Genomic DNA, 24,617 nt, shown 5'->3' with positions numbered 1-24,617 from the left:
GAGCGTCCCACGTTCCACCGGGCCCCCCACCGACGCCGGCCGCCCCCCGACAACTGCCGCCCGCCCCCGCCGAGTTCACCGACCGGATCCGCGAACTGGCCGAACTCGCCTCCGCCCCGCTCCACGACACCGACCTGGCCGTCCTCGTCGGCACCGGGGGAGTGGGCAAGACCGCCCTGGCCGCGCACTTCCTCGCCCAGCACGCCGACCAGCACCCCGACGGTCAGCTCTACGCCGACCTCGCGGGCTTCGGCGACGGCGCCGCGCCCGCCGACCCCGCCGCCGTCCTCGACGGATTCCTGCGCGCGCTCGGCGTCCCGGCCCGCCAGATCCCCCAGGGCCTCGAACCGCGCGCCGCCGAGTTCCGCACCCGCACCCACGGAAAGCGGTTCGCCCTCCTGCTCGACAACGCCGTCTCACCCGCGCAGGTGCGCACCCTCCTGCCCGGAGAGGGGGCACACCGCGTCGTCGTCACCACCCGCCTGCACCTGCTCGGCCTCCTCGCCCACGGCGCCCGCTTCCTGCACGTGCGCCCCCTCGACCGCCAGGCGGCCGTCGATCTCCTCCACACACTGCTCAGCGGCCACCGCGACGACGTCTGCGGGCCCACCTCCCAACGACTCGCCGACCTGTGCGGCCGTCTGCCGATCGCCCTGCGCGCCGTCGCCGGACGCCTGCGCCTGCGCCCCGGCCGCTCCGCCCAACGCGTCGTCGACGAACTCTCCGACGAGCACCGCCGCCTGTCCGCCCTCAGCACCGACCGGGACAGCTCCGTGACCGCCGTCTTCGACGCCTCCTACACCGCACTCCCCGACGACGTGGCCCGCCTCTACCGGCTCCTCGGCCTCCACCCCGGGCCGACCATCACCCTGGACGCCGCGATCGCCCTGGACGGCGGCGACCCCTACGACACCGAGGACCGCGTCGAAGCCCTCCTGGACGCCAACCTCCTCCAGGAGGACGACGAGGGCCGCCACCGCCTCCACGACCTCATCCGCGACCACGCCCGAGCCAAGGCCCGCACCGACGAACCCGAGCCCCGGCGCGAGGCCGCCCTCGACCGCCTCGTCGACCACCACCTGCGTACGGCCACCGCCGCCGACCTGGTCCTCAACCCCCACCGCTGGCATCTGGGCCCCCTCTTCGCCGAGGCCGCCAAAACCCCCTCGCCCTTCCCCGACCGCGACACCGCGCTCGCCTGGCTGGAGGCCGAGCTCCCGGTCCTGCGGTCCCTGGTCCGGCTGTGCCACGAGACCGGTCGGCACCAGGCCGCCTGGCAGCTGTGCGAAGCCCTGTGGGCCCTGTTCACCCTCCGCCAGCACTTCGAGGCCTGGACCGAGACACACACCCTGGCCCTGGCCTCGGCCGAGGCGATCGGGGCCCCGGCCCCGATCGCCCGGACACTGCTCGCCCTGGCCAACGCCCACCTCAAGCTCCACCGCACCGACCAGGCCCGGGACGAGTACACACGGGCACTCGAACTGTGGGAGGCGATCGGCCACCGGCTCGGCCAGGGCACCTGCCTGGAGAACCTGGGCACCCTCGCGCTCATCGCCGGCGACCACCGACGGGCGGTCGCCCACTACGACCGGGCACGGCAAATCTTCGCCGAGCAGGGCGTGGAGCGGGGCGTGGCGCTGATGGACCGCCACCTCGGGGACGCCCACCGCGAACTGGGCGCCCACGACACCGCACTGGACCACTTCGCCCGCGCCCACCGGTACTTCACCGGCATCGACGACGACTACATGACCCTGCGCACCCTCATCGGCCAGGGCATGACCCACCTACGCGAGGAACACGAACCACGGGCACGCGCGTCGCTCGCCGAGGCGCTGGCGATCGCACGGCGCTGCGGCGCGCGCCTGGAGGAGGCGCGCGCCCACACGCTGCTCGCCGACCTCGCCCGGCTCAGGCGACACGCCCGGGACGAGCGCGACCACCTGAGGCGCGCACTCGCCATCCATACCGAACTGGGCGCCCCCCAAGCCGCACAGACACGGCTGCGTCTGGGCCAGGCGGGCGACCCAACGCCCTGACCGCCGCCCCCACCACCGCGGCCGGGTCCTCTCCGAACCCGCCGAGCACGCCCACCGTGTGCAGCAGGGACAGCACGAGGGCCACGCGCGCCTCGGGGACCGCGGCCGCCACGGCCGCCCCGCGCCGTTTGGTCCGTGATGACGTCCGCCAGCGCCCTCGCGTGGTCGCCGCGTCCGAACCCGCCCACACCAGGTCGTCCGTGGCGACGGTGGCCGGGGGCCCCGGAGCGAACAGCCGCGCGCGTACGAACCGCACGCCTACCACCGCTGCTCCAGCCCGAGCAGCGACGGCGACGGGACCGGGAGCGGCACGGGCGGCGCCACGGCGGGCCGCTCCGGCTCGGACAGGTCCATGAGCCGGTAGATTGCCTCGCGCAGCAGCCGGGCCGCCTCTCCGGGCGCGGACGTGAGCATCGAGGCGAACCACTCCCCGCGCTCGGGCACGTGCTCGCGCGCGCAGGCGCGCACCTGCGGCAGCAAAGCGCGCCCGGTGTCCAGCCGGGGAACGGCCCTGCCGAGCAGGTCGGTGTGCGACGCCGGTACGACGTCCTCGTGCGGGAACTGCGCGAGCAGGACCGGCCGTCCGGCCGCCGCCGCGTAGTAGGTCACGCTGCCGTGGTCCCCGACGACGACGTCGCACGCCGCGATCGCCGCGTGCCAGCCGCCCTCCGGGGGCAGGAGCCCGACGGCGTCGCCCATCCACGCCCGCACCTGCCGGTGGCCGTGCACGGCGTGGACCCCGGGGTGCACGGCCGTGACCACGCGCACGCCGTGCGGGGCGAGTTCGGCCGCGAGCCGCCCCGGCAGATCGGGCATGCGGCCCAGCAGCGAGTGCGACCACCACGTGGAGGAGACGAACACGAGCGTCTGCCCCTCCGCCACGCCCAGTGCGCGCCGGTAGCCCTCGCGCTCGGGCAGGCCCGCCAGGACGCGGTCGAAGGTGGGGTCGCCGACCACGTGCGCGACCTCCGCGGCCTGGGGCACGAGCCGGGCCAGGACCGCCCGCTGCCGGTGGTGCGGGACGCCGATCATCGCGGGCACGACCCTGCCCTGGAAGACCAGCCCGGACGGGGAGGACCCGATGACCTCCCGCGGCGCCTCGGGGCCGTCACCGCCGTGCCGCGCCCGGAGCTTGCCCGGCCCCGCGCCGTGCTCGACGGTCAGCACCGGGGCGTCCAGCTGTTCGAGTCCGCCCAGGCTCGCGGCGACGGCCAGGTCGAAGCGGCGCGAGGTCGCCCGCTCCCAGTCGAGCACGACCGCGCCCAGCCGGTCGACGTAGGCGGCCCCGCTCCGGGCCGCGCGCGAGAAAGGCGGGACGGTGAAGACGACCTGCACCCGGGGGTCGGACTCGAACAGGGGCAGGACGTCGGCCAGGCGGGTCGCCGCGGTCAGGTGGTGGACGACGGCCAGGACGGTGCGGTCGGTGCGCCAGGTGGCCTGGAAGTCGGGTCCCGGGCCGCCGCGCTGACGGATGTCGTTCATCCGTGCTCCTCTCCAGAGATCGGAGCACGAGCGTCGCGCGCGGGATGTGACGAACCGCCTGCACGGGACCTGGCATCGGCCTGCGATCCGTATGACGCATCGCCTGCACCCGAGAACGCCCAGGTCGGGTCAGCCCGCGGGGACGCCGCGTGGCTGGCCGCCGCGGAGCTCTCCGGCCTCGACGCCGCGTTTGAAGGCGTCCCATTCGGCTTCGGTGAACACGAGTGCGGGGGAGCGGGGGGTGGTGGCGTCGGCGAGGGTGAAGCCGCCGTGGGGGAGGAAGGTGGGGCGCAGGCGTCCGTAGTCGGTTCCGCCGGTGGTGACCTGGGTGAGGAAGTGGTCCCAGTCGGAGTCGGGGACGGTGAGGGTGGGGCCCTGTGGGTTCTTGGTGTCACCGACCTCGATCGTGCCCGCGCGCGGAACCCGCACCTGGACACAGCCCTGCGGGTTCGTGCTGAAGCTCGACTTCATCCACGAGGTGGACGGGTCGTGCTCTTCCCACACGGCGTGGCTCACGTCAGCTCCTTGAGGGTCTTCGTCAGGTATCGCGTGGTGTCGTCCGGACTCAACGCGATCTCGTGCAGTCGCTTCAGCAGGAGCTTACAGCGGCGTATTTCGCGGGGTTTGAGGAGGAAGTTGTTACCGGTGCTGCCTTCGGCGTGGACCACCGGCGGCTGGTCGTCGAACTCCAGGAGGGCGACGTTGCCGTTCAGTCCGACATGGGCGCCCAGGGCGAAGGGGAGCACCTGGATGTTGATGTGCGGCTGCTCCTGCTGATCGATGAGGTACTGGAGCTGTTCGCGCATGACCGCGCTTGCGCCGATCGGCCGTAGGAGTGCTGCCTCCTCCATCACCACCGACAGTCGCAGTGCGGGATCGCGGTCGAAGAGTTCCTTGCGGCGCATCCGCACGTCCACCAGGAGGTCGATGTCCTCGGGCGGTGTTCCGAAGGAAGCACCGTGCAGGACGGCGCTGGCGTAGTCCCGTGTCTCAAGGAGGCCATGAACCAGCGTGGTCTCGTATGCCTCAACCGACGTGGCGTCGAGTTCGAGCCCGATGTAGGTGTCGAACCGGGGAGGCAGGACATCGTCGTAGGCCTCCCACCAGCCAGTCTCGGATGCCGCTTCAAGGAGTTGGTGGAGCGACTGCCGCTCATCGACATCCTCGACGTGCAGGAGCGTCAGGAGTCTGTCGAGCTGTTCCGCGTCGGGGATGAGGGTGCCGCCCTCGAACTTGCTGATCGTGGAAGGTGCACACCCGATCCCGGCGGCGACACGCGCGCCCGTGAGCTTGGTTTCGGAGCGCAACCTCCGCAGACGGGCACCGAGCTTCCGGCGAGCGGTGGCCGGGCTGCGCTGAGCTTCCACGTCGTTCCTCTCGATCAGGTGCAAGGACGGGCATGCCCATCGTGACATGACCCGCCACCTTAGGGCTTCGGGCTCCCAAGCTAACTCAGAATTCTTCCAAGCACTTGCCAGGAATGTTCCGAGAATGCATCATGAAACTGTTCGCGTACTCGTGATGTCACCAAGGGTGACACTCGAGGGTGTCGTCTGGTGTGGGCAGAAGGTCGCTCCGCTGCTTCCGTGACCGTGCGGGACGCACCTTCGCGAGAACTGGTTCGTTTCGGCTTCCTGGAGGCACCTGATGCGCGACTTCGACGTCCCGCCACCGAGGCGGTCGCCAGACGTGCTGCCGACCGCCCCCGTGGACCTGCCCCGCCGGGTCCCCCAGCCCCGGGGCGTGCGTACCGCCTACTTCGGCGGGACGCGGGACCAGGTGGCCCGGGTGCGCGGGTGGTGTCTGCACGGGCTGCGCATGCCCGCGCACCGGGCGTTCCCCGTCCTGGTGGTGCTCAGCGAACTGGTCACCAACGCGGTCGTGCACAGCGCATCGGGCGGTCGGTACGGGCGGGTCAGGGTCTCCATGGAGTCGTTGCCGGGCCAGGTCCTCCTGGTCAGCGTGACCGACGACGGCCCTCGGGCCTTGTGCCCGGTCACGGTCCCGGCCCTCGCCGACGCGCCCGCGACGCGGACCCCGTGCGCGGCCTGCGGCTGGTGGCCGCGCTGGCGGAGAAGTGGTGGTGGACCGGAGCCCCCGGCGGTCCGCTGACCGTGTGGGCGCTGGTCGACCCCCACCGCGGCCCGGACGCCTGAGGGCGGCACGGGCGACGACCCGACCGGTGCGCGGCCCCGCCGGGTCGGGGCTGGCAACACCACCCGAACGAGCAGGAGGACGACCGTGGAACACGCCATCGGCCGCCACCGCAGGCCGCACCGGACCCTCGCCGGGCGGCTCCGGGCCCGCCTGGCCGCGATCCTGGCCACGGCGCTGGCGTTCGTGCTCGTCCCGGAGCCGCCCAGAGGCGCACGGGCCGCGACCGATCCGCCGTCCGCCGCTCCCCGGCCCCCGGCACCGTCCGCGGCCACGATCCGACCCGTGGACGTGGACGACGCGGGCGACCCCGACGAGGTCGGCGGCGCGCTGGTGCGGCCCTACCTGACGGGGCCGCCGGCGCGCTCCCGGCCCGCCGGGGGAGGCCCGGCGCCACAGGCGGGCAAGACCGCCGACGACCTGGGCGACCTGGCCGCGCTCGTCCGTACCTACCTCGACACCGTCCGCTGACGCGCCGAACTCGGGCCGCCACCTCCAGGGGCGGTGTGCCCCGCCCCCTGACCGGTCGCGGGCCGACCCCTGCTCCGCGGGCGGCGCTCCTCGCGGGCGCCGCCCGCGGAGCCGGTTCAGCACAGGACGCCGATGAGCGCCGCCACCGTCCCGTCGAGGTCCGGTCCTTGCGACGCCATGTGGCGGTACCACCCGTGAATCAGGAACCAGCAGGCGATCAGCGTGCAGATGTCGGGCATGGAGGGCTCTCTGGTGGCTGGGCACGTCGATGGGGGGCACGACGTCGAGCGGCCCGGACGCCGACGTCCGAGGCCGCTCTGGTCAACGTGAATCCTAGATGTGCCGGGTGCTCCGAGTGGGGCTAGTGCGAAGATTGTTGGAGGAAGTCCAACTCGCCCGCGTACGCGGTGAACTCCTCACGGTCGAGAAGGTGCGTCAGCGGCCGGTAGCGGCGCCGCAGCTCCTCCACCCCCGCGTCGTCTCCCCGAGCCCGCGCCAGCCGCTCCCACGCCAGGAGCGCCAGGGCGCGCCCGCGCAGCGCGCCCACGCGCGCGGCCTCGGACTCCGCCCCCTGATAGCACGCCGTGGCCCGAGCGTCCTCGCCCGCCACCGTGTGCGCGTGCCCGAGCGTCAGGAGCAGTTCGTACCGGCGAGCGGACAGCCGCCGCCGCGACCTCGCCAGAGCCTCCTCCAACGGTTCCGTCGCCTCCCCGGCGCGCCCCAGGCGCACCAGCGCGGCGCCGATGTTGCCCAGGGCCACGACGATCCCCTCGGGATCTCCGATCGAGCGGAAGGCCGCCAGCGCCGATCGCGCGTGCCCCAGCGCGCCCGCGTGGTCGCCGCGGGCCTGCGCTATCTCCCCGAGGTTGAGCGTGGACCCCGCCACCTGGCGCCGGTCCCCGGCCGACCGGAACACCTCGCGAGTCCTCTCTTCGAGCCGGATCGCCTCCTGGAAGTGGCCGAGGTAGCAGTAGGACCCCGCCAGGTCGCCCATCGTGCGGGCGATGCCCCGCCAGTTGTCGATCTGGCCGTAGTACTCCAGCGCCTCCAGGAACGGCGGCACGGACTCACGCATGCGCCCCGTCTCACGGGCGCAGTTGCCGATCCCGTTCAGCGCGTCGGCCATGCCCGCCCGGTTGCCCTCGCCCTCGGCCATGCCGAAGGCCTCGCGGTGCAGTCGCTCCGACTCGGTGAAACGCCCTTGCACGTACCGGATCGTTCCCAGTTCGTTGAGGGTGATGGCACTGCCCTTCGCGTCGCCGATCAGCGACCAGAGCCGATGGGCCTCGGTGACAGACGCGAAGGCCTCCGGCAGCAGGCCCAGACGCCACTGCGCCTGGCCCAGGTCGTACAACGCGTGGGCCGCGCCGTGCGGATCGCGGCGCCCCCGCACACGTGCGGCGCGCGCGTGCACGGCCGCGGCGTCCTCCCAGCCGACCGACGCGTCCAACAGCGCGGCGCAGGCGTGGGCGATGTCGGCTTCGGCCGCCTCGTGGCCGCCCCGCGACCGCGCCCAGGCCAGTGCGTCGAGCACGCACTGCTGTGCGCCGTCCCACCACTGGTAGGCCTCCCACAGGGACCGCATCGGCGGGAGGTCGCAGGGCGCGCCGGCCAGGGGTCTGCGGTACCGGTCGGGGGCATAGCGCCGGTCCGCCAGGTCGCAGGCGTGGAGGTAGTAGGTGAACAGGCGTTGGAGCGCACTGGTCCGTTGGCCCGCAGACAGGTCCGGGGAGCGTCGGGCGAACGCGGACAGCAGCCGGTGCATCGCGAACTGGCCGACTCTGGGTTCCTCGATGAGGGACGCCTCCAGGAGGCGCTCCAGGACGGCCTCCGCCGCGGGGGCCGACACCCCCACGAGCGCGGCCGCGGCGTGAAGGTCGAACCGGTCGCCCGGATGCAGGGCCAGGCGCAGGAGGGCCTGCCGCAGGGGCGGGTCCAGTTCGCGGGTGCTGACCTCGAACACCGATTCCAGCGAACGGTCGCCCGACCGGATGTGGTCGAGTCCCTCGCACACGTCCCCGAGCCGGGCGAGCAGGTCCTGCGGGCTCCAGGCCGAACGCGACCGGAGCCTTCCCCCCGCCAGCCGGATACCCAACGGGTGGCCACCGCAGAACCGGGCGATCCGCTCGATCGCCTCCTCGGGCTCGCGCCGTTCCAGGATGCTCAGCAGCAGGGCGGTGCTCTCCTGGTCGCTGAGCCACGACAGCCGCAGTCGGCGCGCGCCGTCCAGCTCCGGCAGGCTCCATCGGCTGGTGATCAGCACCGCGCAGTGGGGACCGCCGGGGATGAGCGGGCGCACCTGCGCGATGTCCGCCGCGTCGTCGAGGACGATCAGGACGCGGGCCCGCGCGGTGTGGTCCCGCCACAGGGCCACGAGTTCGGCTTCGGAGGAGGGCTGTCGCGCCTCGTGCACGCCGAGCATCGAGAGCAGTTCGCGCAGTGCCTCCATGGGCGCCTTGCGCGGGTGCGGCTCGCCCCGGCCGTGCAGCTCGACGTGGAAGCGGCCCTCGGGGAAGTGCTCGCTCAGGAGGCCGGCCACGCGCACGGCCAGCGCCGACTTGCCGATGCCGGTCAGGCCGTGGATGACGTGGACCCCCGTCGCCTCCGGCGGGTGTGTGGTCACGGAGGCGACCAGTCCCTCGATCTCCCGGGTGCGCCCGGTGAAGTCGGGCAGGTCACGGGGCAGAGTGTTGTACTGGCGGCGGGGAAGGGGAGCCGCGTGCGCGAGGTCGGGTTGGGAGGGGCCCGCGGGTTCGGCGCCCAGGACCCGGCGCAGCGTCCGTTCGGTGGAGGAGCCGGGCACGGCCTCGTGTTCCTCCAGGTGGCCGCGGAGCCGTTCGTAGGCCTGCACGGCGTCCGCGGGACGTCCACGGGCGTGCAGACAGAGCATGAGCAGCTCGGCCAGCCGTTCGTTGGCCGGATAGGTGTGGACGTAGTCGGCGAGGGCGTCCACGACTCCGTGGGCCCCGGTGTCCAGACCGGTCCGCGCCCACAGCTCCACGGCACTCTGGTGCCGCGTCTGCATCGTGTGCCGGAGCCCCGACGCCCAACGGCTCGTCAGGCCGGGCAGGGGAGGGCCCCGCCACAGGTCGAGGGCGGCGCGGGCGCGGGCGTGCGCCTCGGGACCGTCGCCCTCGCGCCGGGCCCGGTCGGCCTGGTCGCGCAGACGCAGGAACCGCTGCCAGTCGACCGCCTCGGGCAGGAGCTGGAAGCAGTAGACTCCGGCCTTGGAGCGCAGCGCCGCCGGTGCGGCGCCGACCTTGCGCAGCCGGTTGCGCAGGCGTGTCAGTGTCGCGTCGAGCGTGGAACGTTCGACGAAATCGCCGTCCCAGACGCGTTCGATGAGCGTGTCCCGGTCGACCGGACGGCCGGGATCGACTCCGAGTGCCACCGCCAGGGCCAGTGCACGCCCGGCGAGTTCCAGGGGACGGCCGCCGACGCGCAGTTCGACGGGCCCCAGTACGTCCAGCTCCACCAGTCCACTCCCGCTGCCCCCGGGACCGCGATCATTCCCGCTCCGGGGCGCGCGCTATCGGGGGCGCTCCGGCCGGGATCGGCGGGCACGTGCATCGGAGGGTGCATGCCGGGCGAGCGGCTCCTGACATGCGCGGATCAGTGTTCGGGCGGAGAATCACCGCGATGGTGACATTTCCTTGTCCTGACGGACAGGTGGACGAGGGGATCGTGGGCCTGGGCGGTGCGGGCCAGAGTGCAAACCGCACGTAAGGAACAAACTCCCACTCGTCTAGACTCGGCGAACATGAACCCCGAAGGCCCCATCACCCCCTCTCCCGCCCACGGCACGGGGTAACCGTGGACCCCGAGATCCTCGGCCTCCTGCTACTGGTGGCCCTCGGCGCCGGCTGGGTCGACGCCGTCGTCGGCGGGGGAGGACTGGTCCTGCTGCCCGCCCTGCTGGTCGCCTCGCCCACCTCGCCCCTGGCCACCCTGCTGGGCACCAACAAGCTCGGCGCGGTCTTCGGCACCGCCTCCGCCGCCGTGGCCTACGCCCGCCGCATCAAGCTCGAACCCCCGATCGTGTGGCCCACGGCGGGCCTGGCCCTGGCCGGCTCCGGGCTGGGCGCGCTCCTGGCCACCGCGCTCACGGCCAACGTCCTCAAGCCCGTCATCATGCTCGTCCTGGCGGGCGTGGCGCTCATGGTCTACGTCCGGCCCGCCATGGGCACGGCCCCCGACCCGCGGCTGCGCACCCGCGACCGGGCCCTGGCCGCCGTCGCCCTGGCCGGTCTTGGCGTCAGCTTCTACGACGGCCTCGTCGGCCCCGGCACCGGCGTCTTCCTCATCATCGCCTTCACCGCCGTGCTGGGGATGGACTTCGTCGCGGCCTCCGCCTCGGCCAAGATCGTCAACACCGCCACCAACGTGGGCGCCCTGGTCGTCTTCGCCGCGGGCGGCCACGTCCTGTGGGGGCTCGGCCTGGCCCTGGGCGCGTGCACGATCGTCGGCGCGCAGATCGGCTCGCGCATGGCGCTGAACCGCGGCGCGGGGTTCGTCCGCACGGTCCTGCTCGTGGTCGTCCTGGCGCTCCTGGTGCGCATGGGATGGGACATCCTCGCACCCTGAACCGCGGCACGGGCGCACGCGGCGGCGTTTGGCGCGGCGGCGTCCCCGGGTAGGGACCCGGCGGACCGACACCGAGGGGGCGCACATGTCCACACTGACCGAACTGCACGCCACGGCGCTGGGGGAGTTCGACCGCCGGGTGCGCGGTGCGGGCCCCGACGACTGGACGCGGCCGACGCCGTGCGCCGGGTGGACCGTTCGCGACCTGGTCGACCACCTGGTCACCGAACAACTGTGGGTCCCGCACCTGCTCGGCGGCGCCCGCGTCAAGGACGTGGGGGACCGCTTCGACGGCGACCAGCTCGGCGGCGACCCCGTGGCGGCGTGGTCCGCCGCGGCGCACGCGGCCCGGCAGGCGTGGCTGGCCCCGGCCGCCCTGGCCCGCACCGTGCACCTGTCCTACGGCGACGTGCCCGGAGAGTCCTACCTGTGGGAGATGACCTTCGACCTGGCCGTGCACGCCTGGGACCTGGCCGCCGCACTGGGCGGCGACACCGGCCTGGACCCCGTCCTGGCGGCCGCGTTGCGGGCCTGGGTCGACGACCGGCCGCTGGGCCCCGGAGCCATGTTCGACGCCCCCGTCCCGGTCGGCCCCGACGCCGACGACACCGACCGGCTGGTCGCGTTGACCGGCCGGCGCCCGTCGTGGCGGTGACCCGCCGACCGGGGAGCGGTCAGACCGCGTTGGAGGGCGCTCCCGCACGGGCCCGTCGTCGAAGGCCATCCGCGGGGGCGCTTGGCGGAACCCGCGGGTGACGTGGGCCAGCTGGCCGACGCCGGCGGCGGCCCACAGCCCCCGATGACGTACGCCAGGCCGCTGAGGTTGGTCCACGCAAGTGAATCCATCGTAGAAACTGACCGGGACAACTGATTTATGACACCGAATGCCTTCAGACAATGAAATCCGTGGACGTGCGACCTGTCCCGACCGCACCCCACCGGCCCACGCCCCCGCACACGACAGCGCCGCCGACCCCGCGGAACCGACGACGCCACCACCCCACACCACGGCGCCCTCAGCGCCGGACAACTCCCACCGCAGCACCAACTCGACCAACTCCACCACCACCTCCTTGGCCGACTGCCGACTCCGCGCGTCGCACAGCAGCAACGGCACCGGATCCTCCAGATCCAACGCCACCCGCACGTCCTCCGCCCGGTGCGTACGCTGCCCGTCGAAACAGTTGACCGCGACCACGAACGGCACCCGCCGCTCCTCGAAGAAGTCGATCACGTCGAAGGAGTCCGTCAGACGTCGCGTGTCCGCCAACACCACCGCCCCCAGAGCGCCCCGCGCCAACTCCTCCCACATGTACGAGAACCGGCGCTGACCCGGCGTCCCGAACAGGTACACCACCGTCGACTCGTCCAGCGTGATCCTGCCGAAGTCCAACGCCACCGTGGTCGTGCTCTTGTCCTCCACGCCCACGAGGTCGTCCGTCCCCACGCTCTCGGCCGTCATCACCTCCTCGGTGTGCAGCGACTCCACCTCGCTCAGAGCCGAAACCAACGTCGTCTTGCCCGCCCCGAAACCACCGGCCACCACGATCTTCAACGTGTCCGGCACCGGCCCCGCCACCTCAGCGGTCATCCACTCCACCTCTACAACTCCCGGATCCGCTCCAGAACCGAACGCAACGTGGCCGCGTCGGGCGCGCACGCTCCCAGTCCGAGCTGCGCACCACCACCCGCCCCTGATCCGCCAGATCGGCGACCAGGATCCGCACCACACCCAGCGCGAAACCCGACCGCGACGCCACCTCCGCCACGGACAGCGGCCGCGCGCACAGCGCCAGGATCAACTCCACCTCCGGGTCGACATCCGCACCGCCCACGACCGGAACCGCCACCACCTGCGTCGTCACCGTCAGATCCGCCCGCGACGGACGGGTGCGTCCTCCCGTCAACGCGTAGGGCCGGATCAGATTCGACTCCTCGCCGCCCTCCCCAGACGGCCCCGCACTCACGTCCCGCCCCCGCCCCCGCGACCGCGCGGCAACGCCGACAGATGCGGCCCCACCTGCCGGACCAACCGGTTCAGCTCGAACGCCGCCTGCCCCATGTCGCACGAGGCCTCCGCGACCAACGCCAACGACGCCCCCCGACCGGCCGCCAGCACGAAGAGGAACACGTTGTCCATCTCCACGACCGTCTGGCGCACCTCACTGGCCCCCAGTTCCCTCCTGGCCCCGCGGGCCAGACTCGCGAACCCCGAAGCGATCGCCGCCAGCCGCTCACCCTCCTCCCGCACCACTTCCGGCGACGCCGACAGCAGCAGCCCGTCCGCCGACAGCAAGAGCGCGTGCCGCGCCCCCGCCACCCGCTCCACCAGCTCACCGAGCAGCCAGTCCAACGACCTGGCCGCCGACCCGCCGTTGAGCCCACGACCCACCGTCCGGCCACCGCCCGCCACGTCCGCCGACATCCCCATCACCCTTCCGTCTTCTCACCGGGACGCACACCGCGCACGCCCCCGCCGCCCGACTCCGCGCGCCCGCGCGTCGTCCCCGACTGAAGCGCGCTCATCATCGACCGAATCTCGGACAACGGCCGCTGATCACCGCCCCCGTCGACCCCCTCGCCCCCGTGGGTCCCGACGCCCTCCGGCGCCGCCCCGCCCACGGCCACACCACCGGGGCCCGCCGCCCGCGACCGCCGCCGCCTCGGCAACCCCATGTAGGTGTCCTCCTCCGCGACGACCTCCCGCCCGGCCGGGGGCGCGTCCGCCGACCCCCCGCCGGGCCTCGCACGGGCCCAGACGGCGCCCTGCGCGCCACCGGGCCCGTGCGAGGCCCGCGCCCCCGACCACGCGCCCCCCGTCCCGCGGCTCGGCCAGCACGGCGACGGGGATCTCCACCACCGCCCGCGTCCCCGCGTACGCACCGGTCCGCAACGTCACACCGAACCCGTGCCGGGCCGCGATCGTCGCCGCCACGAACAGACCCAGGTGCGAGTCCTCCCGCATCCGCGCCAGATCGAACCGGGGCGGATCGGCCAGCAGGGCGTTGGCCGCCACCCGCTGGACCCGCGTCATCCCGAGCCCGCGGTCCTCCACCTCCACCACGCACCCGCCGTCGCCGCGGTCCCGGCCGCGCACCGTCACCGGCGTCCCCGGCGGCGAGAACCCCGCGGCGTTCTCCAGCAACTCGGCCAACAGCCGGACCGTGTCCGCGCCCACGTCACCGCGCAACCACACCCGGGGAACCTCCAGCACCCGCACCCGCGTGTAGTCCTCGATCTCGCTGGCCGCCGCCCGCACCGCCTCGTGCAGCCCCACCGGGCCCAGCCCCGCACGCACCGGCGCGTCACCGCTGAGCAGCACGAGGTTCTCCGCGTTGCGGCGCATCTGGGTGCTGAAGTGGTCGATCCGAAACAGCGACGCCAGCGTCTCGGGGTCGGTCTCGCCGCGCTCCAACGAGTCCAGCAACCGCAGCTGGCGGTGCACCAGCGACTGCGTGCGCCGCGCCAGGTGCGGAACATCGCCCGCACGCCCGCGCGAACCTTCGCCTCCTCCACGGCCGCGGTCACCGCCGCGCGCTGGGCGTCGTTGAAGGCCTCGGCCACCTCACCGATCTCGTCCCGCCGCTCCACCCGCAGCCGCGGCGCCTCGGCGTCCACGTCCACGATCTCGCCCGCGCGCAGCCGCGCCGTCACCTCCGGCAGACGAACCCGGGCGTGTTCCAGGGTGAGCGTGCGCAACTCCTGCAGCCGCAGCCCAAGACGCTGGGTCCCGCTCACCGCAACCGCGGTCGACGCCAGGGCCGCGATGAGGACGAGCACGCTGCTCACCGCCACGACCCGGGTCAACTCGGCGGCCTGCTCGTTGCTGAGGGCCACGACGCGCTCCATCTGTGCCTGTTCGGCCTCACGCATCCGCAGGTCGACGGCCTCGGCCGCGCCGTGCCACGCGGAGGCGTTGACGGGGACGGTGTCGTCGTCGACCGGCGGACTGCCGACGATGTTGTCCTGGAGCAGGTGCACCGTGGCCAACCCCGTGAAGGAGCTGACCCGGGCGTACTCCCGCAGGTCGGCGTCGCTGAGCTCGGTGCCGGCCCGGTTCCAGGTGAACTGCTGGGCCCCCGCCGCCGCGGCGAAGCGGGCGTGGTCGCCCGTGGTGAAGGAGTCGCTGGCCACGGCGTGGGCCACCACCGAGTCCTGCTGGTTGAGCAGTTCCCGGGTCAGCATGAGCGAGGTCAGCGACCGCAGGTGGGGGACCTGTTCGGGGTCGGCCCGGGTCACCTGGCCGTCCCAGAAACGCAGGCCCGTCTCGATCGCCTGGTCGTAGAAGGTCCCCGCAGCAAGGGGGGTGCGCCCGGAGCGGGGGAGCCCGTCGACCAGTTCACGGTGGCCGTCGAGCTCGTCGAGGAGGTCGTCCAGGCCCTGCGCCTGGCGGGAGAGGTCCGCGGCGTCGAAGCCGTCCATCCGGCGGCGGTAGAGGGACAGGGCCTCGTCGGTCTCCTCGCGGACCCTCTCCAGGCGCAGCAGGCTCGCCTGGGAGGGACTGGCCGTGTCCATGGTGGCGCGGCGTTCGCGTTGGAGCTGCCCCACGACGCTGACGACGGGTCCGCCGAGCTCCTCGGTCAGGGCGGCGGTCGTGTGCAGGTCACGGATGTCCACGAGCATGACGGTGGTCATCGCCGCCCACAGCGCGAGCAGGGCGGTGCTGGGCACCAGGACCAATGTGATCATGCGTGCGCGAAGCGAGCGGCGCTTCTCAAGGGGCATGGGTTCGCTTCCAGGGGGAGGGGAGCGTGGACGTCGAGGCCCGTGGGCTGGGGGAGCGGCCGGACTCAGAGTGAATCGGTTCGCGGGGGATCGCGCAAGGTCCGACATCCGCCCACGAGCCCGGTGCACCCCGGTGTGCGCTGGTCAGGACCGGTGTTGCCGAATCCGGCCAGGATCAAAATCTACGACGTAAAGGTGGCGGTTATGGTTACTCCACGCACACTCACCAGCACACACAATCGCGCGGCTCCGCCGCACCGAACACCCCAAAGCCCGCCCGACTCCGCGCACGGTACGTGAAACCGACCGCACACCGCGGTACGGTGCCCCTGCGCCGACCCACGCCGCCACGACCGGGCGACCGTACGGTCGCCGACACCACCACGCAACGGGGGAGAGGACGCCATGAGGCTCACCGACGACCAGATCAGGGAGGGCCTGGAACGACTCACCGACTGGGAGTGGGACCCCCGGGCCCCGGACATCCACCGCACCGTCCGCCTCCCCGACTTCCTCACCGCCGTGGCCCTGGTCAACCAGATCGCCCAGGCAGCCGAACAAGCCGGACACCACCCCGACATCGACATCCGCTACAACCGGGTGCGCCTGTCCCTGTGCACCCACGCCGTCGGAGCCCTCACCGAGAACGACATGGCACTGGCCGCCCGCATCGACGAGCTCGTCCCGTAGGCCCCGCCCCCGCGCCCGACCGGCCCGCGGACCCGGACCCCCGTCCGGCGGGAGCACCGCGTGGCGGGCACCGCCCGCCGCTCCCGGCGACCCCGGGGGCGGCCGGGACCATCCACGTCGCCGCCCCCGCGAGGCTCAGCGCAGCCGCGCCCGCCGCATCTTGCCCGAGGCCGTGCGCGGCAGCTCCGCCACGAAGTCCACCGTCCTCGGCGCGGCGTGCGTGGCGTACCGCCCCCGTACCCACTCCTTGAGCTCCTCGGCGAGCTCCTCACCGGCCTCGAAACCGGACGACAGGACCACCCGCGCTCCGATCACCTGGCCCGCCAGCTCGTCGGGGATCGAGTACACCCCGCACTCCTCCACCGCCGCGTGCTCGTTCAGCACCGCCTCCACCTCGGTGGGGCCGATCCGGTACCCGTGCGACTGGATCGCGCCGTCGTCGCGCGTGGAGAAGAACAGCAGGCCCCGGCGGTCCACGATCCCCGTGTCGCCCGTCAGGTAGTACGAACGGTCCGGCGTGAACCGCACCTGCGAGGCGCCCTCGTTCTCCAGGTAGCCCTCGAACCACGCCAGCGGGCTGTTGGCCAGGTCGACCGCCACCCGACCGTAGGCGCCCGCCGGCGCCGGCTCGTCGGAGATCGCCTCCAGGACGCACACGTCCCACCCGGGCAGCGCCGGGCCGATCGCCCCCGGGACGATCTCCTCCACCGGCGCGCCCGTGTCCCCGTTGGGAACGCCCACGCACCAGCCGAGTTCGGTCTGCCCGTAGTGGTCGCGCACCGGCACCCCGAACGCGTCGGTCACCCACTCGACCACGTCGGGCGCCAGCGGCTCACCGGCGCTCGACAGCCGCTGGACCACGACCTCCGGCGGCAGCGTCTTGGTCGCCGCGCGCAGTGTGCGGTACGTGGTGGGGTCGGCGGCCAGGTTGGTCACACCGAAGACCCCCAGCACGTCGAGAGTGAGCTCGGGGTCGAAGAACCCCGCGCGCAGGGCGAGCGAGTTGTGCCCGGCCAGCAGCGGCGAGATCACCCCGTGGTAGAGGCCGTAGGCCGTTCCCGGGGCGGCGGTGTTCCAGTACACGTCCTCGTCGTCCACCCCGAGGCCGAAGTGGTGGTGGGCGTGCATGGCCGACAGCGCTCGCACGGGCACCCGCACTCCCCGCGGCGGCCCCACCGGGCCGGAGACGAACAGCAGTGCGAGCGCGCCGTCGCCTCCCACGGCGACGTCTTCCACGGGGGTGCGGGCGCGCTCGGCGAGGGAGTCCAGGGTGTGGTCGCCCTCGCGGAGGGGGTGGGCGCCGGTGGTGGCGACACCCCAGCGGGGGGCGGTGGAGCCGGGGAGGGGGTCGAGCTTGGCGCGGTACTCGTCGTCGGACAGGACCAGGCGGGCCTGGGAGTGGGTGAGGCGTTCGGCGATGGCGGAGGGGGCGAAGGAGGGCAGGAGGGGGACCAGGACGGCGCCCAGACGCCAGACGGCCAGTGCGGTGACGGTGAGGTTGATGCCCTTGGGGATGAGGGTGGCGACGCGGTCGCCGCGGCTGACGCCGAGGTGGGCGAGGCCGGCGGCGAGGGCGCGGGAGCGGTCGGCGAGTTGACCGAAGGTGAGGGTGGTGGCTTCGAGGGTGGGCCCGATCTCGGTGGTGGCCACGGTGTCGGGGCGGTGGCGGTCGCAGAGCAGGTGGGCCACGGAGGTGGTGGGTGTGTCGTGGGTGGCGATCCAGTCCTGTATGCGGTGCGCCGGGTCGGACATCGGTGGTCGTCCTCGATTTCGGTGGTTTCGCTGAGTTCGTGCTCGTACGTCAACACTATGCCCCACTGTGAGCCCGGCCTCATTGGTGTCGGGTGTGGGACGGCTTGGGGCGGGGGCGCTGCGGCATGATGTGCGCATGGAGAGCGGTGCCGTGGTGGAGCGGTTCGGGTTGGGTGCGAACGTGCGGGTGTGGCTGGCCGAGGCCGAGCGGCTCCCCGAACCGGCGCGGGCGCTGGACGTGCCGGTGGGGGAGCGGGCCGCACGGGTGTTGGATCTGTTCGGGTTGGATCCGGTGGACCGGGCGGAGGTGGCGGCGGTGTGGCCGGGCCGGGGGTGGCCGGCGGAGCTGTGGCACCTGGTGGAGTGCATGTACCGGCGGTTGTGCGCGGACGTGGACCTGCCGCTGGGTGGGTGGCGTGCGTGGCCGACGCTGGTCGGGGCGCGGGACGCCGGGTGCGGGTCGCGGCGCTGTGGGCGTTCGCGGCGATGGTGGAGGAGCAGTTCGAGCGGCATGGGGCGCGGGGGATCGACCGTGCGGTGACGGCGCGGACGCTGGGGGACGTGGGTGTGCAGGTGGCGCGGTCGCGGCGGATGTTCGGCCGGTTGAGCCTGGAGACGTCGGCGTGGGTGGCGGCGCAGTTCCGGGGGCGGCTGTTCTGGGTGGGCGGGTTGCAGTTGGAGCCGGCGTCGTTGGGGGATCAGGGCGCGGTGGAGTGGTTCGCGGCGGGGGAGGCGGCCGCGGTGGGTCCGGGGATGGCTCCGGGGGATCCGGTGGTGCGGTTGCACGTTCCCACGGGCGGGTTGGATCCGGTCGCGGTGGACGGGGCGTTGGCGGGGGCGCGGGCGTCGCGCGGGCGCATCTGGGGATGGATCCGGTGGTGGCCACGTGTACGTCGTGGTTGTTGGATCCGTGGTGGGGTGAGGTGTTGGGGGAGGGGTCCAACATCGTGCGGTTCCAGCGGCGGTTCTCGTTGGTGGGTCGGGGGGTTCCGGGGGAGGGGGACGTGTTCCGGTTCGTGTTCGGGATGCCTGAGGTGGATGTGGCTGCGGTGCCGCGGGGGACGCGGTTGGAGCGTGCGGTGGTGGAGCGGTTGGAGTCGGGTGGGGTGTTGTGGGTGCGTACGGGGTGGGTGCGGTTGGGGTGAGGCCGGTGTCGTCGCGCGGGGTGTGCGGGTGGGGCCGAGGATCTTTAACTTGACATAATGTGCATTATCGGCGATGTGGGATCTTGTGGGGTAGGGGTTTTGGGTGTTGCGGGTGGGTTGGGTTCGCTGGTGCGGAGTCGCGGTGCCGGAGGCTGCGGATCCGCGCGTGGGTCCGAGGGTTCCGAGGATGGCGCCCGGGGCGTCCTCGGGTGAGCCGGGTGTGCCCGTGTGTGCCGCCGCGTGTGGACCGGGGTCGACGGCGCTGGTTTGCTCGGTGCGGTGTCCGCTGAACCTGGCCGGCGGTGCGGTGCGCGTCGGATGTTCTTCGCGGGCTCGGGCGGGTTCGGGTCCGCCGGTGTGCGGTCGGTGGTGTGTGGGCTCGGTCCTGGTGTTCGCGGTCAGGGGTGGAGGTTGGCGTGCACGTCGGGGCGTGTGTGGCGCGGTGTCCGGTGCTGGAGCCCGAGGTGTCCCCTGGTGTCTGCGGTTCCTCCCCTTGCATTCATGTTTGATGCATAAATGATGTTATGCATGTTTTTGTCATCTTTTGCTCTTTCATGCGTGATTTGTCGTTCTGTGCCAGCCGGGGTCCGGCCTCGGTGGTCGGTCTTCCGCGGCTCCTTGGGGCGTGCCCGTCCCGGTCGTCGGCGTTCGGGTGGTCCGCTCCTCCCCCGCTCACGCGGCGCCCCCTCCCCCGGTCCGTGCCCGGCGCGCCGTGAGAACGGTCGCCGTGAGTCGTTCTCCTTTCACCTTTCGTGATGAATCGGGCTCCTCTCCCGGCACGTCGCCTGGAGCCGCACCACGCCCCGGCTCCGGTGACCTGGGCGGCGCGGCGCCCCCGCTCCCTCTCCCCCACTGCCCGTGTCCGGGGCGCTGTGTCGTTCGGCCGTGTTCGACTCCGGGTGGGTTCGGGGTGTGGGTGCGGTGCGCGGTCGGGGATGCTGTGTGCATGAGCGGTGACATGGCGGGGCTGGGGGCCCTGGAGGCGGTGGAGCGGTATCTGGTGGCGCGGCGGGCGGCCAAGCCGTCCGCGCACACGGTGGCGGCCTACCGGCGTGACCTGCGCGGGGTGCTGGGGTGTGTGGCGCGGGCGCGTGGGTGTGCGTTGGACGAGGTGGGGTTGGCCGAGTTGGACGCGGGGGTGTTGCGGGGGGCGTTCGCTGAGTTCGCCGCCGAGCGTGCGGCTTCCAGTGTGGTGCGGGCGTGGTCGACGTGGAACGGGTTCTTCGGGTTCTGGGTCTCGGAGCGGGTGGTGGCGGGCAATCCGATGCCGGCGGTGCCGCGGCCGCGTGTGCGGCCGTCGGGGCCCAAGCCGTTGATGGGTGAGGACACTCCGGAGCGGTTGTTGGAGGCGTTGGCGCGGGGTGCGCGTCGGGCGCGGGATCGTGGCCGGAGCGGGATCTGGCGGTGTTGGCGTTGGCGTTGCTGACGGGGATGCGGTCGGCGGAGATGTTGGCGTTGCGGGTGGAGTCGGTGGGGGGCCGGCCGGGCGAGCGGCGGATCCGGGTGGTGGGCAAGGGCGGTGGTGAGCGGGTGTTGCCGATCGAGGCTCCGTTGGAGGCGTTGTTGGAGGCGTACCTGGTGTCGCGGCGTGAGCGGTTCGGGGTGCGGGTTCGGGGCGCGGATCCTTTGTTGGTGGACAACCGCGGGCAGGGGTTGCGGCGGGGTGGTCTGCAGTATCTGGTGCGGCAGTGCTATCGGCACGCGGGGGTGCACGACCGGGTGGCGCGGGGGACGTTGGTGCACGCGTTGCGGCACACGTTGCGACGCGGTTGGCGGAGGACGGTGCGTCGGTGAGTGAGATCATGCACCTGTTGGGGCATGCGTCGGTGGCGTCGTCGCAGGCCTATATCGAGGTGACGGCGCGGGCGAGAGGGAGGCGGCGGGGTCGAACCGGACCTATGGGGTGGTGCGCCGGTTGGTGGGTGAGCGCGGGGACGGGTGAGGTCGGGGGGTGGCTACTCTGTGGCCTGTGATGAACGGTTTCGAGGTTTCCACGGTCAACGTCAATGGTCTGCGTGCGGCGGCGAGGAAGGATCCGGGGTTCGTGGGGTGGTTGGCGGCCACGAGCGCGGATGTGGTGTGTCTTCAGGAGACGCGGGCGGAGCGGGACCAGTTGGCGGCCGAGGTGATCGCTCCGCGGGGGTGGCACGTGGTGTTGGCTCCGGCCGCGGCCAGGGGTCGTGCCGGGGTGGCGGTGTTCTCGCGGGTGGAGCCGGACGCGGTGCGGGTGGGGTTCGGGGCGGCGGAGTTCGAGGATTCGGGTCGGTACGCGGAGGTGGACCTGGGGCCGGTGACGGTGGCGAGTCTGTACCTGCCGTCGGGGGATGTGGGCACGCGAGGCAGGAGGAGAAGGAGCGTTTCATGGAGGCGTTCCTTCCGTACCTGGCCAAGCGGCGTGAGGAGGTGGAGGCGGGGGGCCGTGAGTTGGTGGTGTGCGGTGACTGGAACATCGCGCACCGGGAGGCGGATCTGAGGAACTGGCGTTCGAACCGGAGGAGTTCGGGTTTTCTGCCGCATGAGCGGGAGTGGATGTCGCGGGTCTCGATGAGGTGGGGTACGTGGACGTGGTGCGGTCGTTGATGCCGGATCGGGAGGGCCCGTACTCGTGGTGGACGTATCGGGGGCGGGCGTTCGACAACGACGCGGGGTGGCGGATCGACTACCAGGTGGCGACGCCTGGGTTGGCGGCGCGTGCGGAGTGGGCGCGTGTGGAGCGGGCTGAGGAGCACGCGGCGCGGTGGTCGGACCACGCGCGGTGACGGTGCGGTTCCGGGCGGGCTAGGAGGAGTGGCCATGGGTGTGCCGATCGTGCTGGTGCACGGGATGCGGGTGTCGGGGAGTATGTGGCGTCCGCAGGTGGAGTGGTTGCGTGAGCGTGGTCGCACGGTGGTGGCGCCGGATCTGCCGGGGCACGGGTCGCGGCGGGGTGAGGTGTTCTCGTTGGGTGCGGCGGTGGACACGGTGTTGGGGGCGATCGAGGGTGTGGGTGGTCGTGCCCTGTTGGCGGGGTTGAGTCTGGGCGGGTTCGTGTCGATCGCGGCGGCGGGTGCGGCGCGGGTCGGGTGGCGGGTCTGGTGGCGGCCAGCTGTACGGCCAAGCCGGCGCAGGCGTTGGCGCAGGTGTACCGGATTCCGGCGGTGTTGATGGATCGGTTGCCGGATCGGGGCGCGGCGGTCAATGAGCGGTTCCATCGGTTGACGTTGCGTGATGGTGCGGCGGACGCGTTGCTGGACGGGGGGGTTGGCGGTGGAGGCGGCCATGGCGGTGATCGACGAGATCTCGGAGATGGACGCGTTGGCGGCGTTGGGTGCGTATCCGGGGCCGGTGTGGTTGATCAACGGGTCGCGTGATCATTTCCGGATCCATGAGAAGAAGTTCTTCGACGCGTGTGTGGAGGGCCGGTTGGTGAATGTGCCGCGGGCGGGGCACATGGTGAGTCTGGACCAGCCGGAGAACTTCTCGCGGATCGTGGCGGATGCCGCTGACGTGGTGTGGTTGCGTGGACGGGGTCTGTCGGAGGGCGGTGCGCCCGGTCAGGTGGGCGCTGGGGGTTCCTAGCGGGCGCGGGCCCAGCAGGGTCCGACCACGGGCCGGAGCGAGGCGGAGGCCCAAGGCGAGCACGCCGGGGCGGTGGTTGTTCCACCGCCTCGGCCGTGTCGTGTCAGGGGGTGTGGCTGTTTTGCCGGCTGTGCTGGGGTCTGGTGGGGCGGGGTGGTGCGGGCTGGCGGAAGTAGATCATCGGGTTGCGGTGACCGGTGCGGACGGGGGTGTGCAGGTCGAGTTCCTTCTTCAGGTCCTGGATGGCGCGGTGGGTGTGGGGTGCGCGGGCGGCGGAGGCGGTGAAGTAGGGGGTGGTGTTGTTGGCGAGCCATTTGAGGATGACGGCGCTCGGTGAAGGGCAGGGCGCGGCGTTGGTGGAAGACGTCGTGGACGCTGACGGGGGTGTGGGGGGCGAGGGAGGGCAGGAGGTGGTGGGTGTACCAGCGGGCGAAGCGGCCGTTGTGGGCGGCGTCGATGAACAGGTAGTCGATGTGCGGGGGCAGGTGGCCGGTGCGGGTGCGCACGTCGCCTCGGGTGAAGGTCCAGCGGTCGGTGGACAGGTGGTCGGGGACGTGTTGGGGGGCGTGGTCGACGATGTCGAAGGAGTGGAGGTGGCCGGTGCCGTTGTCGCGTAGGGCGGACAGGATCCAGGTGGTGGACCAGCCGTAGTAGGCGCGATCTCGACGACGTGGGCGGGGGTGGTGTCGCGGAGGAGGAGGTAGGTGATCTCGGCTTCGATGTCGTCGAGTTGGGCGGTCATGGTGGGGTCGGCGTGGGTGTGGTGGTCGCGTTGTTGGTCGCGGACGCGCGCCAGGTCGTCGCGGTGGGTGCGGTAGAGGTGGCTGATGTGGTCGAGGTCGATGGCTGGCGCGGTCGGCATGGTGGGTCCTGTGGTCGGCGGTCGTCGGTGGCTGCCGAACGTAGCAGTGGTGTTGCTTGGCGTGGTGATGATTGGGGGTTTGTGGTGGTGTGGGTGTGTCGTGGTGGTTAGCGGTGGGTTCCGGGGTGGATGAGGCCGGAGTCGTAGGCGGCGATGACGGCCTGGGTGCGGTCGCGGACGCGAGTTTGGCCAGGGTGTTGGACACGTGGGTCTTGACGGTCTGCAGGCCCAGGTGCAGGTGGCCGGCGATCTCGGCGTTGGTGAGGCCCTGGGCGATGAGGGTGAGGGTTTGGGCTTCGCGTTCGGTGAGGGTGGCCACGGCGCGGGCGGCGGGGATGGGGTCGGCGGGCTGGGTGCGGCCAGGGCGCGTAGGGCGGTGGGGAACAGCAGGGTCTGGCCGCGGTGGGCGATGCGGATGGCGGCGAGGATGTCTTCGGGCGGGGTGCGTTTGAGGAGGAAGCCGGTGGCGCCGGCGCGCAGGGCGTCCCAGACGTGGTCGTCGTTGTCGAAGGTGGTGACGACGATGACGCGGGGTGGGTCCTGGAGGGTCTGGGTGAGGGTGTGGGTGGCCTGGATGCCGTCGAGGCCGGGCATGCGCACGTCCATGAGGATGACGTCGGGGCGGGTGCGGCGGGTCAGGTCGGGGACGTGGGCGCGTCCTCGGCCTGGCCGACGACCTCCATGTCGTCCTCGGCGTGATGAGGGCGGCCAGTCCGGCGCGGATGAGGGTTTCGTCGTCGACGAGGGCGATGCGGATCACGGGTGTGCTTTCCAGGTCAGGTGGAGGTCCAGGTGCCAGTGGGTGGTGGTGGGTCGGGCGGTGAGGGTTCCGCCGAGCAGGTGGGCGCGTTCGCGCATGCCGGTGATTCCGCGGCGGCCGGTGCGGCGGCGGTGGCGGCCTGGGGGCAGGGGGTTGGTGACGGTGAGGGCGAGTGTGGTGGGGGTGATGCGGAGGGTGAGGGTGATGGGTTGGTGGGGGGCGTGGCGCAGGGCGTGGTGAGGGCTTCTTGGGTGATGCGGTAGGTCTCGCGGGAGAGTAGGGCGGGGACGTGGGCGGGGTCGCCGGTGAGGGTGCAGGTCAGGTCGGTGCCGGTGTGGCGGGTGGCGGTGGCCAGGTGGGACAGGCGGGTCGAGGTCGGGTGGGGGCGTGCGGGG

At 72.6% G+C, this 24,617-nt stretch carries 18 protein-coding genes and 7 pseudogenes; 11 read left to right on the top strand and 14 right to left on the bottom strand.

Translation table 11 applies throughout. The features are described from left to right. Positions 1-2,039, top strand: a 2,039-nt coding sequence (locus BJF83_RS20225) for a tetratricopeptide repeat protein (protein ID WP_075927557.1), incomplete at its 5' end; no start/stop codon positions are given. Positions 2,040-2,297: 258 nt separating this feature from the next. Here BJF83_RS20225 and BJF83_RS27040 read toward each other — a convergent pair. The 3 genes from BJF83_RS27040 to BJF83_RS20210 all read right to left on the bottom strand — a co-directional run bounded on the left by BJF83_RS27040 (position 2,298) and on the right by BJF83_RS20210 (position 4,936). After that, positions 2,298-3,521, bottom strand: a complete 1,224-nt coding sequence (locus BJF83_RS27040) for a hypothetical protein (RefSeq protein WP_143832007.1) — start codon at positions 3,519-3,521, stop codon at positions 2,298-2,300. A gap of 129 nt (positions 3,522-3,650) precedes the next feature. Beyond that, the gene (locus tag BJF83_RS20215) at positions 3,651-4,037 is read right to left on the bottom strand and encodes a DUF397 domain-containing protein (protein ID WP_262391708.1); all 387 of its coding nucleotides are present in this window, start codon (positions 4,035-4,037) and stop codon (positions 3,651-3,653) included. Continuing rightward, positions 4,034-4,936: a helix-turn-helix transcriptional regulator gene (locus BJF83_RS20210; protein ID WP_075927556.1), complete on the bottom strand. Its 903-nt coding sequence runs from the start codon at positions 4,934-4,936 to the stop codon at positions 4,034-4,036. The genes BJF83_RS20215 and BJF83_RS20210 overlap by 4 nt, the downstream gene beginning before the upstream one ends. A gap of 232 nt (positions 4,937-5,168) precedes the next feature. Here BJF83_RS20210 and BJF83_RS20205 point away from each other — a divergent pair, with 232 nt between their 5' ends. Together BJF83_RS20205 and BJF83_RS20200 are read left to right on the top strand one after the other, a co-directional pair. Further along, on the top strand, positions 5,169-5,633 hold the full coding sequence (locus BJF83_RS20205) for an ATP-binding protein (RefSeq protein ID WP_262391707.1): 465 nt from the start codon (positions 5,169-5,171) through the stop codon (positions 5,631-5,633). Between the two features lie 129 nt (positions 5,634-5,762). Then, on the top strand, positions 5,763-6,146 hold the full coding sequence (locus BJF83_RS20200; protein WP_075927555.1) for a hypothetical protein: 384 nt from the start codon (positions 5,763-5,765) through the stop codon (positions 6,144-6,146). A gap of 116 nt (positions 6,147-6,262) precedes the next feature. Here BJF83_RS20200 and BJF83_RS29705 read toward each other — a convergent pair whose 3' ends face one another. Next, positions 6,263-6,385 (bottom strand): hypothetical protein, encoded by a 123-nt coding sequence (locus tag BJF83_RS29705; RefSeq protein ID WP_262391706.1) that lies wholly within the window; start codon positions 6,383-6,385, stop codon positions 6,263-6,265. Between the two features lie 122 nt (positions 6,386-6,507). Continuing rightward, positions 6,508-9,621 (bottom strand): tetratricopeptide repeat protein, encoded by a 3,114-nt coding sequence (locus tag BJF83_RS20195; RefSeq protein ID WP_075927554.1) that lies wholly within the window; start codon positions 9,619-9,621, stop codon positions 6,508-6,510. Between the two features lie 338 nt (positions 9,622-9,959). Between BJF83_RS20195 and BJF83_RS20190 the strand changes: the two genes are divergently transcribed. Then, positions 9,960-10,730, top strand: coding sequence for a TSUP family transporter (locus BJF83_RS20190; RefSeq protein ID WP_075927553.1), 771 nt, complete (start codon positions 9,960-9,962; stop codon positions 10,728-10,730). Positions 10,731-10,815: 85 nt separating this feature from the next. Then, positions 10,816-11,385, top strand: coding sequence for a TIGR03086 family metal-binding protein (locus BJF83_RS20185; RefSeq protein WP_075927552.1), 570 nt, complete (start codon positions 10,816-10,818; stop codon positions 11,383-11,385). Between the two features lie 363 nt (positions 11,386-11,748). Here the strand turns inward: BJF83_RS20185 and BJF83_RS20180 are convergent. The 5 genes and pseudogenes from BJF83_RS20180 to BJF83_RS20165 all read right to left on the bottom strand — a co-directional run. Next, a pseudogene (locus BJF83_RS20180) lies at positions 11,749-12,321 on the bottom strand (ATP/GTP-binding protein); the annotation flags it as partial. Next, on the bottom strand, positions 12,311-12,697 hold the full coding sequence (locus tag BJF83_RS20175) for a DUF742 domain-containing protein (protein WP_316042323.1): 387 nt from the start codon (positions 12,695-12,697) through the stop codon (positions 12,311-12,313). The pseudogene BJF83_RS20180 and the gene BJF83_RS20175, both read right to left, overlap by 11 nt. Then, on the bottom strand, positions 12,694-13,161 hold the full coding sequence (locus tag BJF83_RS20170) for a roadblock/LC7 domain-containing protein (protein WP_075927558.1): 468 nt from the start codon (positions 13,159-13,161) through the stop codon (positions 12,694-12,696). Before BJF83_RS20170 ends, BJF83_RS20175 begins: the two co-directional genes overlap by 4 nt. A 126-nt stretch (positions 13,162-13,287) precedes the next feature. Further along, on the bottom strand, positions 13,288-13,884 hold the full coding sequence (locus tag BJF83_RS29700; protein WP_262391705.1) for an ATP-binding protein: 597 nt from the start codon (positions 13,882-13,884) through the stop codon (positions 13,288-13,290). Beyond that, on the bottom strand, positions 13,830-15,419 hold the full coding sequence (locus BJF83_RS20165; protein WP_262391704.1) for a nitrate- and nitrite sensing domain-containing protein: 1,590 nt from the start codon (positions 15,417-15,419) through the stop codon (positions 13,830-13,832). The genes BJF83_RS29700 and BJF83_RS20165 overlap by 55 nt, the downstream gene beginning before the upstream one ends. A 441-nt stretch (positions 15,420-15,860) precedes the next feature. Here BJF83_RS20165 and BJF83_RS20160 point away from each other — a divergent pair, with 441 nt between their 5' ends. After that, positions 15,861-16,145 carry a 4a-hydroxytetrahydrobiopterin dehydratase gene (locus tag BJF83_RS20160; protein ID WP_075927551.1) on the top strand — a complete coding sequence of 95 codons (285 nt, stop codon included), beginning with the start codon at positions 15,861-15,863 and terminating at the stop codon, positions 16,143-16,145. Between the two features lie 135 nt (positions 16,146-16,280). On the opposite strand, the gene BJF83_RS20155 is transcribed toward BJF83_RS20160, so the two are convergent. Next, complete coding sequence (locus BJF83_RS20155; protein ID WP_075927550.1) at positions 16,281-17,897, bottom strand: AMP-binding protein; 1,617 nt, start codon at positions 17,895-17,897, stop codon at positions 16,281-16,283. 136 nt (positions 17,898-18,033) lie between these two features. On the opposite strand from BJF83_RS20155, the pseudogene BJF83_RS20150 reads away from it, so the two are divergent. The 5 genes and pseudogenes from BJF83_RS20150 (at position 18,034) to BJF83_RS29690 (ending at position 22,600) form a co-directional block, all read left to right on the top strand. After that, a pseudogene (locus BJF83_RS20150) lies at positions 18,034-19,042 on the top strand (acyltransferase domain-containing protein). 958 nt (positions 19,043-20,000) lie between these two features. Then, positions 20,001-20,984 (top strand): annotated as a pseudogene (locus BJF83_RS20145) (tyrosine-type recombinase/integrase). Positions 20,985-21,014: 30 nt separating this feature from the next. Then, positions 21,015-21,824, top strand: a pseudogene (locus BJF83_RS20140) (exodeoxyribonuclease III). Between the two features lie 11 nt (positions 21,825-21,835). Next, complete coding sequence (locus BJF83_RS29695; protein ID WP_262391703.1) at positions 21,836-22,186, top strand: alpha/beta fold hydrolase; 351 nt, start codon at positions 21,836-21,838, stop codon at positions 22,184-22,186. 114 nt (positions 22,187-22,300) lie between these two features. Next, on the top strand, positions 22,301-22,600 hold the full coding sequence (locus tag BJF83_RS29690) for an alpha/beta fold hydrolase (RefSeq protein ID WP_262391702.1): 300 nt from the start codon (positions 22,301-22,303) through the stop codon (positions 22,598-22,600). 103 nt (positions 22,601-22,703) lie between these two features. Here BJF83_RS29690 and BJF83_RS20130 read toward each other — a convergent pair. From BJF83_RS20130 to BJF83_RS20120, 3 pseudogenes are all read right to left on the bottom strand, one after another. Continuing rightward, a pseudogene (locus tag BJF83_RS20130) lies at positions 22,704-23,462 on the bottom strand (class I SAM-dependent methyltransferase). A gap of 107 nt (positions 23,463-23,569) precedes the next feature. After that, positions 23,570-24,222 (bottom strand): annotated as a pseudogene (locus tag BJF83_RS20125) (response regulator). Positions 24,223-24,238: 16 nt separating this feature from the next. Then, a pseudogene (locus BJF83_RS20120) lies at positions 24,239-24,617 on the bottom strand (hypothetical protein); the annotation flags it as partial.

This window comes from Nocardiopsis sp. CNR-923, assembly GCF_001942255.1.
In the GTDB taxonomy this organism is placed as follows: Bacteria; Actinomycetota; Actinomycetes; order Streptosporangiales; family Streptosporangiaceae; genus Nocardiopsis.
Note: the sequence above shows the minus strand (reverse complement) of the source record. Positions and strands in the feature narration are given on the sequence as shown.